The 12,204-nt window shown below is 67.6% G+C and carries 13 protein-coding genes; 8 read left to right on the forward strand and 5 right to left on the reverse strand.

All coding sequences use genetic code 11. The features are described 5' to 3' along the window. Positions 1 to 22: 22 nt before the first annotated feature. Positions 23 to 1,006, forward strand: coding sequence for a sigma-54 interaction domain-containing protein (locus tag AB4851_RS29125; protein ID WP_414449854.1), 984 nt, complete (start codon positions 23 to 25; stop codon positions 1,004 to 1,006). 19 nt (positions 1,007 to 1,025) lie between these two features. Here AB4851_RS29125 and AB4851_RS29130 read toward each other — a convergent pair whose 3' ends face one another. The 3 genes from AB4851_RS29130 to AB4851_RS29140 all read right to left on the reverse strand — a co-directional run bounded on the left by AB4851_RS29130 (position 1,026) and on the right by AB4851_RS29140 (position 2,817). Continuing rightward, positions 1,026 to 1,970 carry a BON domain-containing protein gene (locus tag AB4851_RS29130; protein WP_414449855.1) on the reverse strand — a complete coding sequence of 315 codons (945 nt, stop codon included), beginning with the start codon at positions 1,968 to 1,970 and terminating at the stop codon, positions 1,026 to 1,028. 141 nt (positions 1,971 to 2,111) lie between these two features. Beyond that, complete coding sequence (locus AB4851_RS29135; protein WP_414449856.1) at positions 2,112 to 2,447, reverse strand: chemotaxis protein; 336 nt, start codon at positions 2,445 to 2,447, stop codon at positions 2,112 to 2,114. A 73-nt stretch (positions 2,448 to 2,520) separates the two neighbouring features. Further along, positions 2,521 to 2,817, reverse strand: a complete 297-nt coding sequence (locus AB4851_RS29140) for a hypothetical protein (protein WP_414449857.1) — start codon at positions 2,815 to 2,817, stop codon at positions 2,521 to 2,523. Positions 2,818 to 3,000: 183 nt separating this feature from the next. Here AB4851_RS29140 and AB4851_RS29145 point away from each other — a divergent pair, with 183 nt between their 5' ends. The 5 genes from AB4851_RS29145 to AB4851_RS29165 all read left to right on the forward strand — a co-directional run bounded on the left by AB4851_RS29145 (position 3,001) and on the right by AB4851_RS29165 (position 6,761). After that, the gene (locus AB4851_RS29145) at positions 3,001 to 3,321 is read left to right on the forward strand and encodes a hypothetical protein (RefSeq protein WP_414444577.1); all 321 of its coding nucleotides are present in this window, start codon (positions 3,001 to 3,003) and stop codon (positions 3,319 to 3,321) included. 126 nt (positions 3,322 to 3,447) lie between these two features. Next, on the forward strand, positions 3,448 to 3,819 hold the full coding sequence (locus tag AB4851_RS29150) for a hypothetical protein (protein ID WP_414449858.1): 372 nt from the start codon (positions 3,448 to 3,450) through the stop codon (positions 3,817 to 3,819). After that, a complete protein-coding gene (locus tag AB4851_RS29155) occupies positions 3,816 to 5,624 on the forward strand; it encodes a S10 family serine carboxypeptidase-like protein (RefSeq protein WP_414449859.1) in 1,809 nt (602 codons plus the stop codon). The genes AB4851_RS29150 and AB4851_RS29155 overlap by 4 nt, the downstream gene beginning before the upstream one ends. A 59-nt stretch (positions 5,625 to 5,683) precedes the next feature. Then, positions 5,684 to 6,106 (forward strand): hypothetical protein, encoded by a 423-nt coding sequence (locus AB4851_RS29160; protein ID WP_414449860.1) that lies wholly within the window; start codon positions 5,684 to 5,686, stop codon positions 6,104 to 6,106. 214 nt (positions 6,107 to 6,320) lie between these two features. Beyond that, on the forward strand, positions 6,321 to 6,761 hold the full coding sequence (locus AB4851_RS29165) for a hypothetical protein (protein WP_414449861.1): 441 nt from the start codon (positions 6,321 to 6,323) through the stop codon (positions 6,759 to 6,761). 92 nt (positions 6,762 to 6,853) lie between these two features. On the opposite strand, the gene ppx is transcribed toward AB4851_RS29165, so the two are convergent. Then, the gene (gene ppx, locus AB4851_RS29170) at positions 6,854 to 8,368 is read right to left on the reverse strand and encodes an exopolyphosphatase (protein ID WP_414449862.1); all 1,515 of its coding nucleotides are present in this window, start codon (positions 8,366 to 8,368) and stop codon (positions 6,854 to 6,856) included. A 48-nt stretch (positions 8,369 to 8,416) separates the two neighbouring features. Here ppx and AB4851_RS29175 point away from each other — a divergent pair, with 48 nt between their 5' ends. Together AB4851_RS29175 and ppk1 are read left to right on the forward strand one after the other, a co-directional pair. Continuing rightward, on the forward strand, positions 8,417 to 8,692 hold the full coding sequence (locus AB4851_RS29175) for a hypothetical protein (protein ID WP_414449863.1): 276 nt from the start codon (positions 8,417 to 8,419) through the stop codon (positions 8,690 to 8,692). Between the two features lie 19 nt (positions 8,693 to 8,711). Continuing rightward, positions 8,712 to 10,775 carry a polyphosphate kinase 1 gene (gene ppk1, locus AB4851_RS29180; RefSeq protein WP_414449864.1) on the forward strand — a complete coding sequence of 688 codons (2,064 nt, stop codon included), beginning with the start codon at positions 8,712 to 8,714 and terminating at the stop codon, positions 10,773 to 10,775. 112 nt (positions 10,776 to 10,887) lie between these two features. On the opposite strand, the gene phoR is transcribed toward ppk1, so the two are convergent. Beyond that, positions 10,888 to 12,201 (reverse strand): phosphate regulon sensor histidine kinase PhoR, encoded by a 1,314-nt coding sequence (gene phoR, locus AB4851_RS29185; RefSeq protein ID WP_414444570.1) that lies wholly within the window; start codon positions 12,199 to 12,201, stop codon positions 10,888 to 10,890. Positions 12,202 to 12,204 lie beyond the last annotated feature (3 nt).

Consider the following 12,204-nt stretch of genomic DNA (forward strand, 5'->3'; position numbering starts at 1 on the left):
TTCCACCCGAGATCCAACATTCATGTCGAAAACATCCAGCGACGGCCGCCGTCTGGCCGGCTCCTCGCCGCGCCTCCAGGCGCTGCTGTCGAAAATCGAGAAGGTTGCCGCAACCCGCGCAAGCGTGTTGATCGTCGGCGAAAGCGGCGCCGGCAAGGATATCGCCGCGCGCCTGCTGCACGATGCCAGCACCCGCGCGGGTGGCCCGTTCGTGGCCGTCAATTGCGGCGCGATCCCGGCCGAACTCGCCGAATCGCAGTTGTTCGGCCATGAAAAAGGCAGCTTCACGGGCGCGGCCGCCCAGCACATCGGCTGGTTCGAAGCCGCGGCGGGCGGCACGGTGTTCCTCGACGAAATCGCGGAAATGCCGCGCGACATGCAGGTCAAGCTGCTGCGTGCGCTCGAATCGAACACCATCATGCGGGTGGGCGGCACCGACACGATCCCGCTCGACGTGCGGATCATCGCCGCCACCCATCACAATCCCGTCGATGCGATCCAGGACGGCCGGCTGCGCGAGGATCTGTTCTACCGGCTCGCCGCGTTCGCGCTGCATGTGCCGGCGCTGCGCCACCGCGAAGGCGACGTCGAGGACATCGCGCGCGACCTGGTGGCCGGGCTCAACGCCCAGCACGGCAGCGACAAGGCGCTGTCGGCGCAGGCGCTCAAGGCGCTGCGCGCCTATCCGTGGCCCGGCAACGTGCGCGAGCTGCGCAATGCGATCGAACGCGCCTTCATCCTGTCCGACGACCAGATCGAACTCGACCTGCCGCGCCAGGTGCCGCCGCGCGTCGACGTGCGCGACAACGTGATGTCGCTGCCGCTCGGCGCCACGCTGGCGCATGCGCAACAGCGCTTCATCGTCGCCTCGCTGCGTCATTTCGAGGGCGACAAGCCGCGCACCGCCAAGGCGCTCGGCATCAGCCTCAAGACGCTGTACAACCGGCTCGCGCTGATGCGCGAGCATGGCCTGGAGCAGGAGCTCGAGGAAAGCGCGCGCCGCTGACGGCGCGCCGCCGCCCGGCTCAATGCCGGCGGTCGTCCGGCCCCGGCGCGACGGTGGCGGCATCGGGCTGCGCCGGGCCAGCCGGGCCGATCGCACCGGACGGCTGCGCGGCGGGATCGGGGCCGGCCAGCGGCGCGTCCCCCGAACCCGATCCGCCACGCGCCGCCGACTGCGGCACGTCGTCGGGCATGCGTCCGCGCACCACGCGCACCCGGTTGTCCACGTCGCGCACCCACACGCAGCTATCGGCCAGATCCTCGATCTCGTGCTTCATCCAGCGCTCGGGCACGGTGCCGTCGAGCCGCACGCAGCCCGCCTCCACCGCCACGCTGACCTCGCTCACGTCGATATCGATGGCGAAGGCCAGGCGCTCGCAGACATCCTCGCGAATCCGTTCGTCGGAACGCGTGTAGCCCTTCGGCCCGCGCAGGGGCTGCGCGCGGCGCTCGGCGTGGCGCGGGTGATAGGTGGGCGGCGGATCGTAGCGCGCGTGCGACGGCGCGCCGTGGCCACCGCCTTGCCACGCGTGCTGCTCGTTCCGCTCGTGCCGCGGCGCATCGCCGTAGCGCGCGTCGCGGCGCGCAGCGTGCTCGCCCGCGTGGCCGCCATGCTCGCGTTCGCTGGGCGCGGCCGGCCGCGCGGGGCCGCCGCCGACGCGTACCGGGTCGCGCCGGGCATCACGCTCCCGCCCTCCTTCATCGGCCGCACCGCGCGCTCGCCGTGCATCGCCGGCATCGTGCCGGGCGTCGTGCTCGCCGCGCTCGCGCCGCGCGTCGAAACGCTCGGCGGGCAGGCGCTCGCGGGCGTCCTGAAAATCGATGTCGCGTTCGTCGTCAGGCAGCAACAGGTCGTCGTAATGCGGCAGGTCGTGCTCGTCGCTGCCCCAGTAAGCCCGTTCGTTGCGCTCCTGCCAGTTCGCCGGCCCGCGCATGTCTCGCGAGCGATTCGGATGGCGTCGTTGCATCGCATACCTCCTCGATCGGTTGGGTCACCCCGGCGCGGATTCGGCCGGCGTCACCGTTTTTCATCATTTACTTCAAACGATATTGAAAGATTTGCCGGATCGACGGCGATGGCGCCACGCGCGGGCGCCGGCCGTCGGCGCTCATGGCGCGTCGTCGTCCTGCTCCGCGTCGTCGCTGTCGGCCAGCCAGCCGGTGCGGTCCGGCTCGATGTCGGCGCTATCGACGAAGTTCGAATCACCGTCCGCCGACGCGCGCTCGCCCGTGCCGGCGCGGTCGGTGCCCGCCGCGCCGGCCGCCGCGCCACGTTCGAGCGCATGGGCGTCGAGTTCGTCGTCCACGTCGAACGGGCGGCGTTTCGCGCCGCGCGTGTCGCTGCCGCTGTCCGACGAATCGCTCGGGCCGAGCGCGTCGGCATCGCTGCCGTTGCCGCCCGACGGATCGAGCGGTTCGTTGTCGGGGTTCAAGGTGCTGCTCATAAAGCCTCCCGGTCCTGGGTAATCCAATGCGAAAACCCGCCGGCCGCACGCGGTGGCCGGCGGGGACGGGGGATCAGCCCCCCGACGCGCCCGAGGCCGGCGACGCACCGGCGGCACCCGACGAATCGGATGCGCCCGTGGCGTCGGAAGCCGCGCCCGGCGCCGTCATCGGGGCCGGCGATACGCCGCTGGCCGCACCCGGTTGCGACGTATCGCTCGATGCGGCCGGCGCACTGGCTGCGCTGCCGGCACTGCCGCTATCACTCTGCTTCGAGCAGCCGGCCGCCGCGAGCAGCCCCGCACACAGCGCGCCCATGGCGAACGCGCGCCATACAGGTCGTGTCAGGGGTCGTGTCAGATCGTGTTGCATAAACCCTCCGGTCGTGGATGGACACCATGAGCCGCAAGACATGTGCCGCGCGCGGCCTGCCCGGCTGGCATGGCCGTTGCTGAAGGGAATGGATACGCCGCCGCATCCCTGGCCCTCTCGGCCGACGCGGCGTACCGGGCCGGCGTCATCGCCAGCGCCCGGCCAAGCATGGAGGACTGACGCGTGACACAAGTGGACCTGCTCCGTTACCTCGTGACGAGCCAATTGGTCGCACGCATCCAGACCGGGCGCTGGATGCCGCCCGACCGTATCGTGGCGGCCACCCGCCTATGGCTGGACAGCCATCGCGTGGAATGCGAGTGGCTCGACCGGATTCGCATCGCGATGGCCGCGCGCGGCCTGGCCAACGAGATCTACGACGTGGCCACCTCGGGCAGCGGCCCGGGCCTCGCCGACGGCCTGCTCGCCGACGAAGGCTCGCCGCAGATGGAAGCGCTGCGCGCGCGCTGCGAGCATTATCTGCAACGGCTGCACCGCGATTGACGTTCGGCGAGGCGCAATGCGATTCGGCACGAGCTTGCACCGCGCGCCGAACGGCTCGGCGTGTGCGGTTGAAATCGATTCGAAACCGACTGCAAGACGATGAATCGGGCGGCGCCGTCCGAGGCCATGTCTGGCGATTATCCATTCGGTTCACGTTCCGATCGTGGCGGCTTCGATCGGTTGTGCCTTGCGCCCTCTTGCGCCTTCTCCCGCCGCGCCCGACATCCCGCCCGGCCGCCGTTCCGCGCCGAAGCGCAAACCCTGTCGATAATCGTCTGCGGTTTTAATTCGCGGGTTTTCCCTTTCCCGTTTACCCGCCAATTCTCCAATAACAATCCATACGATCCTTTTCAAATTTCGATTGGCAGCACTATTTTTCTTTCCTGCGCTGCATTCCCCGCCATCCCCGCCGTTAACAAGAAAAAGAATAAATCCATCGTCATATCGGCAAATAAAAGTCCGAATTGCATCGACTTTCCGGCAAGGGAACAGGGATGAAAGCAAGAGACAACACGGGGCGGGGAAACACGTCGAAATCGATTTCGGGAACGGGAGCCCGCAGCGGATCGCGCGCGATCCGGCATATCGGAGCGGGCCTCCTGGCGGCCGCCATACTCGCGCTGGCGGCCTGCGGCGGCGACGACAACAACGGCAGCGCCAGCGCGCTCGGCGCCGTTTCGAACCAGGCCTTCATCGACAACACCGCATACGCCACCGGCGCGGGCGCCAGCCTGAACCTGTGGCAAGTCAACGAATCGGCGGCGGTCATGCATCGCCAGTGGGCCGGCAACGGCAAGAGCGTCGATTACACGTCGACCACCGGCCATCTGAGCGCGCTGGCCCCGGACGGCACGCCCGAGGCCAGCCTGTCCTACGTGGCCTACACCGCGCCGAGCCAGGACGGCCGGCCGCGCCCCGTCACGTTCTTCTACAACGGCGGCCCCGGCTCGTCGTCGGTGTGGCTGCGGCTCGGCGCGTTCGCGCCCACCCGCGTGGCCACGCCCGATCCGCTCATGACGAACTGGCCCGACTTCCCGCTGGTCGCCAACGACGACAGCCTGATCGACACCACCGACATGGTGTTCATCGATCCGCCCGGCACCGGCTTCTCGGAAGCCATCGCGCCGAACACCAACCAGACGTTCTGGGGCACCGATGCCGACGTGGCCGTGATGCGCGACTTCATCCGCCGCTATATCGCCGTCAACCAGCGCACCAGCGCGCCGCTGTACCTGTACGGCGAGTCGTACGGCACGCCGCGCACCAACATGCTGGCGCTGGCGCTCGAATCGGCCGGCGTGAACCTGAGCGGCATCGTGCTGCAGTCGTCGATCCTCAATTACTTCGCGGACCCCGGCGAAACCTACGCGATCACGGGTGGCAACACGGCCAGCGCGTCGCTGGCGCTGAAGGCCGCGACCGACGGGATGATCGGTTACTTCCTCGGCTACGCGCAGGTGGCCGCCTATTTCAACCAGGTGTCGCCCGCGCCGGCCGACCCGGCGCAATTCGCCTTGAAGATGCAGGCCTTCGCGACCGCCCAATACGCGCAGCTCGCGCAATACGGTCCGAGCTTCTTCTTCGCCGGCACCCCGCTGGTGCCCACGCCGACCTACCCCGACATCAACACGCTGTCGCAATGGTCGACGCAAACCACCCTGTCGTTTGCCTCGCTGAGTGCGTATTTCGGCACGAAGTTCTACGGCCGCGCGCTGGTGCCCGGCTCGACCATCGGCCGCTACGACGGCCGCGTGATCCTGCCGAGCGGCGACCCGCGCCTGCAGGCGGATTCGGACCCGTCCGACATCCTCGTTTCACAACCGTTCACCGCCGTGCTGGCCGCGCAGTTGCCCAACGAGCTCGGCTATCAGGCGCCGAACGCGACCTACGCCACGCTGAACAACGCTGTCATCAACGGCTGGGATTTCAGCCACGCCGGGCAAGCCGTGCCCGACACCATCCCGGACCTGCTCGCCGCGCTCCAGCTCGATCCCCAGTTGAAGGTGCTGTCGGCCAACGGCTATCACGACCTGGCCACGCCGTATTTCCTGACCGAGAACCAGCTCGCGCGCTTGCAGACGGTGCCCGGCATCGCGCCGAACCTGCAGATGACGTTCTACCCGGGCGGCCACATGATCTATCTCGACAACGACGCGCGGCCCCGCCTGCGTGCCGATCTGGCCGCGTTCTTCGCGAACCGGCCGATCGCCAACGCGCTGTCGCTCGCGCAATTGCCCGCGCCCTGGCCCGACGAAAGCCCGGCGGCCGCGCGAACCTCGAACACCGCGATCGCGGCCCGCTGATGCCGCTCCCCTTCTCGACGAGACACGCCATGCTCCATCCGCATCCGATTCCACGCGGTATGTCATTCGCGGCACTGCGCCACGCCGTTTCGTTGGCGACCCGGGCCTTGGCGGTCGTGGCGGCCACCACGCTGGCGCTGGCGCTGCCCGCCGGCCCCGCCGCCGCGGCCGCGCAGCAGGCCGTGTCCACCCCGGTGCCGCTGCAAGGCGGCGTCGACGGCCCGTTCCGGCCGCGCCAGCCGCTTGCCGCGCCCGCCTCGGCCACCACCGGCAGCGATCTGGCCCGGCAGGCCCGCTCGCGGCTCGCCGCGAGCCTGGCCACCAATGCCGCGCTGTCGGACGGCCGGACGATCACCGCGGCGCAGGCCCGGGCCCACGGCCTGCCGTTCATCGCGCGCCATTTCGACCAGATCGACACAGCCCACAGCGGGCGCGTGAGCCTGCAACAGGTCCGGCAATATCTGCAACGCGAGCCGCAATAGGCGGCAGAGGGCGGCAGCAGGCCGCCATGCGCCGCGCGGCCTCTGCCTCGGCGCCACGTCACAAGGCAACGGCAAACCGCTGCGCCGCCGCCGCGTTTTCGCTATGATCGAAACACGCCGCGCCGGCGATCAGGGTCAACCGGGCGCGGCGGGCCGGCTGCATGCGCACCGGCTTTCTCGCCACCAGAACAACAACATCACCGACTTGCGCCGTATGAAAGCACACCACCTCGCGGCCGCCGGCCTAGCCTGCGCCGCCCTGCTGACTGCCACCTCGCCCACCTTCGCCGCGGAGCCGAAAGCGCTCGACGCCGCGCTCGATTGCTCGTGGAACGGCCACAAATTCGTCGCGCCGCTGGCCGAAGCCGGCGACATCGACACCAAGCCGATGCACGTCGAAGCGAATTCGATGAACGCATTCCATACCGCCCACCCGCTGACGGCCTACGGCTTTTCGGTCTACGTGGTGCTCGGCTACCAGGAGAACGATCCGCTGTTCCAGCATGGCGACGGCACGCAGATCGACCAATGGGGCTACGGCGTGGTGGTGCGCGGCTCGAAAAGCAGTGTCGAGGCCAAGGTGCGCGCCGCCGGCAGCACCGCCACCGTGAAGGCCGCGTTCCCGTTCCTGACCGCCATCGTCTGCACGCCCTGAGCGCGGCGCGAGCCTCGACGACATGAAAAAGCGGCTGCATGCCCGACGCATGCAGCCGCTTTTTCATCGAACGCGCACTGCGCGCCCGGCGCTCAGGCTTCCGTGTACACCACGCGATACGGAATGCCGACCTTCTCCCACTCCGCCGCTTCCTGGCTCAGGCTGTAGTCGGTCAACGGGTTCTGCTCGACCCAACTGCCCGGCAGCCGCACCTCGTAGCCGCCCTTCTTGGCGTCCGACACCGAAATCTCGGGCAAGCCGGCATCGGTTCGGCGACGGCACAGCAGCGCCGCCAGGCGCAGGCAGAACAGCAGCGGCCATTCGACGTCGCGCGACTGCGAAAGCTTGCCGAGCTTGCCCGCATGGCCGAGCACCAGCGCCGCCAGGCGGGCCTGATCGGTGCGCGAGAAGCCGGGCATGTCGGCATTGCTGGCGATATAGGCCGAATGCTTGTGATAGGCGCTGTGCGAGATCGACAGGCCGATTTCATGCAACGCGGCGGCCCAGCCCACGAACGTGCGATCCTCCGGGCGACGCAGTTCCTCGGTCTGCTCGAGCTGGTCGTAGAAGCTGGTAGCCAGCGAGGCGATCCGGTCGGCCTGGGCGCGATCGACGCCGTAGCGGCGCGTGAAGCCCTCGACCGTCACCGCGCGCATGTCCTCGTGCTGCGCCCGGCCGAGCAGGTCGTACAGCACGCCGAGGCGCAGCGCGCCGTCGGTGGTGTCCACGTAATCGATGCCCAGTTCCTCGAACACCGCGAGCATGATCGACAAACCGCCGGCCAGCACCGGGATGCGATCGGGCTTCAGCGCGACGAGCTTCAGGCGGTTGACGTTCTCGGCCTTGATCAGCGCGCGCTTCAAGCGTTCGAGCCCGCCGCGCGAAATGCCGTGCGTGATGCCGGCATCGTTGAAGCCGTTGCCCTCGACCAGCTCGGCCAGCGCGCGCGCCGTGCCCGACGAGCCGATCGCCTGATCCCAGCCGGCCTTCTTGTACTCGCCCGAGATAATCTGGATTTCGCGCTTGGCGGCCAGTTCGGCCTGCCGCATGGTGTATTCGTCGACGTTGCCGGCCGGGAAGAACTGGCGGCTGTGGCTGACGCAGCCGATATACAGGCTTTCCATGACGATCGGCGTGTAGTGCTGGCCGATGATGAATTCGGTCGAGCCGCCGCCGATGTCGACCACCAGCCGCTTGCCCGCATTGGCCGGCACCGAGTGCGCGGCGCCCGCGTAGATCAGCCGCGCTTCCTCGCGGCCCGCGATCACTTCGATCGGGAAGCCGAGCGCCGCTTCGGCCTCGACCAGGAATTCGCCGGCATTCTTGGCGACGCGCAGCGTATTGGTGGCCACCGCGCGCACGTGATCGGGGTGGAAATCGCGCAGGCGTTCGCCGAAACGCTTCAGCGCGTCCCAGCCCCGCTCCTGCGAGGCGCGATCGAGCATCTTGTCGCGCGACAGGCCTGCCGCGAGGCGAACCGGCTCGCGCAGCGCGTCGACCGGGTAAATCTGGCTGCCCGCAGGCGTTTCCTCGACGCGGCCGACGATCAGCCTGAAGCTGTTCGAACCGAGATCGACGGCGGCGAGTAGTTGCGGGGATGTGACCATCGGGTAGTTGCTCCGTTCTCGGCAGGCGAGCCGCCGCTACGCCAAACCATGACATTCAAACGCAGCATTTTAAATGCTGTCGCCGCCGCGGTGTCGGATCATCGCAGGCAATTGCAGCGCCGGCGAATGGTTTCGCTTGAAACAGACGATGAGATTTGCCGATTGCCGACGTATTATTTGCTGAACCATCCTGCATTGTCATCAATACGTCATCAAATCATGGAATGCCAGGACGTATCATTCGAAAAGAAGGTCAAATACGTCATCAATATGTCATTAAACCGTGAGAATTTCCGAGCACCCCTTCCTTCCCTCCGCACCTGACCAGCCCTCCACGCTGCCGATGTCCATCCGCTACCCGCTGCTCAACCGTGAACTGGGCATCCTCGGCTTCAACGAGCGCGTGCTCGCGCAAGCCGCCGATCCGCACGTTCCGCTGCTGGAACGGCTGCGTTTCATCTGCATCACCAGCAGCAACCTCGACGAATTCTTCGAAGTCCGCATGGCCGGGCTGCAGGAGCAGATGCGCGACAACCCGGGCGCGCCGTCGCCCGACGGCATGTCGCTGCAGCATGTGTACGACCTGGTGGTGCAGCGCGCGCAACGCCTGGTCCACAAGCAATACGCGATGCTGCACGAGACCATCATCCCGGCGCTCGAAACCGAAGGCATTCATTTTCACGGCACGGATAGCTGGAGCGAGGCGCAGCTCGACTGGGCCCGCAACTACTTCCTCGACGAACTGCTGCCGGTGCTGACACCGATCGGGCTCGATCCGGCGCACCCGTTCCCGCGCGTGCTCAACAAGAGCCTGAACTTCGTGGTCGAACTCGAAGGCCGCGACGCATTCGGCCGCCAGGCGCTGCTCGGCATCGTGCAGGCGCCCCGCGCGCTGCCGCGCGTGGTGCGCATGCCGCAGGAGCTGTCGGGCTTCCGTCACGGCTTCGTGCTGCTCAGTTCGCTGATGCAGCGCTTCGTGGGCGAGCTGTTCCCGAAGCTTGTCGTCAAGAGCTGCAACCAGTTCCGCATCACGCGCAACAGCGAGCTGTTCGTCGACGAGGACGAAATCACCAACCTGCGCGTCGCACTGCAGGGCGAACTGCCCGCCCGCCACCTCGGCAACGCGGTGCGGCTCGAAGTGTCGGCCGACACGCCCGCCCACATCGTGCGCCGCCTGCTCGACGAGAGCGACCTCAGCGAGCGCGATTGCTACCGCGTGAACGGCCCCGTCAACCTGGTGCGGCTGATGCAGTTGCCCGACCTGGTCGATCTGCCCGAACTGAAGTTCGTGCCGCACACGCCGTCCACGCCGGCCGAAGTCACGAACGCGGCGTCGATGTTCGCGGCGATCGATCGCGCCGACATCCTGCTGCACCATCCGTACGAAAGCTTCCAGCCGGTGCTGCAACTGCTGCAGGAGGCCGCCCGCGATCCGAACGTGGTCGCCATCAAGCAGACCATCTACCGCACCGGCACCGATTCGCCGCTGATGGACGCGCTGATGGAAGCCGCGCGCAACGGCAAGGAAGTGACGGTGGTGGTGGAGCTGCTCGCGCGCTTCGACGAGGAAACCAACATCAACTGGGCGTCGCGGCTCGAAGCCGTGGGCGCGCACGTGGTGTACGGGGTGGTCGGCCACAAGTGCCACGCCAAGATGGTGCTGATCGTGCGCCGCGAGAAGCGCGGCGGCAAGAACGTGCTGCGCCGCTACGTGCACCTCGGCACCGGCAACTACCATCCGCGCACGGCGCGCCTCTATACCGATTTCGGGCTGATGACGACCGAGCCGAGGATCTGCGAGGACGTCCATCACGTGTTCCAGCAGTTGACCGGCATCGGCGGCGAGCTGCGGCTGCACGAGCTGTGGCAATCGCCGTTCACGCTGCATCCGAAGATGATCGAGGGCATCCGCCGCGAAATCGCCAACGCGCGCGCCGGCAAGCGCGCGCGGATCGTCGCGAAGATGAACGCGCTGCTCGAACCGTCGGTGATCGCCGAGCTTTACGAGGCCTCGCAGGCCGGCGTGAAGGTCGATCTGATCGTGCGCGGCGTGTGCGCGTTGCAGCCCGGCGTGCCGGGCCTGTCGGAGAACATCACGGTGCGCTCGATCATCGGCCGCTTCCTCGAACATCACCGCATCTACTACTTCCATGCGGGCGGCGCCGAGGAAGTCTATCTGTCGAGCGCCGACTGGATGGACCGCAACCTGTTCCGCCGCGTCGAGGTGGCATTCCCGATCCACGATCGCAAGCTCAAGCGTCGCGTGATCGCCGAAGGGCTGTCGGTGCTGCTCGGCGACAATCAATCGGCGTGGCTGATGCAGAGCGACGGCCACTACAAGCGCCGCCGCACCGGCAAGACCTCGCGCAGCGCGCAGCTCGGGCTGCTGGAGAAGTTCGGCGGCTGAAGCCGGAAGCGCGCCGGCGCGTGCGTCGGGCTCAAACGAAAATGCCACCCTCGCGGGTGGCATTTTTCATGGCGGTGGCAACCGGTGTCGATCCGTTGTCCTGCGAATGCGCTCAGACTTCGTGCCGCCGCCGCGCCACCGTGCGCTGCGCCGGAAAGCGCGCCGTGAACGTGCTGCCGCGCCCTTCCTCGCTCTGGATCAACAATTGGCCGTCGTGGCGTTGCAGCACATGCTTGACGATCGCGAGGCCCAGGCCCGTGCCGCCGGTATCGCGCGAACGGCTGCGATCGACGCGATAAAAACGCTCGGTCAGCCGCGGCAACTCTTCCGCCGCAATCCCGAACCCGCTGTCCTTCACCGAAAACACCGCCTGCGAGCCGTCGCGCCGCCAGCACACGCGGATCTTGCCGCCCTCGGGCGTGTAGCGCACCGCGTTCGTGACGAGGTTGCCAAGCGCGCTGAAGATTTCCGTCTCCGCGCCCGTCACCGTCAGCGCTTCGTCGATCTCGAACGAGATCTCGTGATGGCCGGCCGACAGCGATTGCGCGACATCCTCGAGATGGCCGAGCACGTCGTCCATGTCGACCGGCTTGTCGGTCGGCGGCTTGCCCTCGCCTTCGAGCTTGGCCAGCACCAGCAGGTCGGTGACGATCTTGCGCATGCGCGACGCCTGCTGCTCCATCATGTCGAGATAGCGCGCGCGTTCTTCCTCCGACACCGGCAGCTCGCGCAGCGTTTCGAGGAAGCCCGACAGCACCGTCAGCGGCGTCTTCAGTTCGTGCGACACATTGGCCACGAAGTCGCGGCGCATCGCGTCGGTGCGTTCGACCTCGGTGATGTCCTGCGTCAGCAGCAGCTTGCGGTTGTCGCCGTACGGGAACACCTGCACCGCGATCACGTGCTGACGCCCTTCGCCCATGCCGCGCATCACGAGCATCTCGTCGTAGTGCTGGGCATTGAGGTAACGCACGAAATCAGGATGCCGAACCAGATGCGTGATGTGCTGGCGCAGGTCGCGCTTCGAATCGAGCCCGAAATGCAGCTCGGCGATCGCATTGCACCATTCGATCTGGTCGTGGTCGTCGAGCATCGCCACGCCGTTCGGCGAGGCCTGGATCGCCTGGATGAAGCGCGAGTGCTGCTGCTCGACCTGACGCACCTGCGAATGCCACTGCTTCGCGAGCTTGTGCAGGCGGTAGTAGATTTCGCCCCAGATGCCCGGCGCGCTCGGCACTTCGCCATACACCGGCGCGTCGAGCAGGCGCCAGAGGCGCTGCGTATGGAAAGTGCTGAAGAACGCCTGCGCGGTCAGCAGGATGATCGCGACCGCGAGACCCGCGCGCATGCCGATCAGCGCGCCGGCCAGCGCGGAAACCAGCGCGAGCAGGACGAGCGAGACCAGAAAGCGCGCCCAGATGATGTTCATGGT

Source organism: Burkholderia sp. 22PA0099 (assembly GCF_047497165.1).
Lineage (GTDB): Bacteria > Pseudomonadota > Gammaproteobacteria > Burkholderiales > Burkholderiaceae > Burkholderia.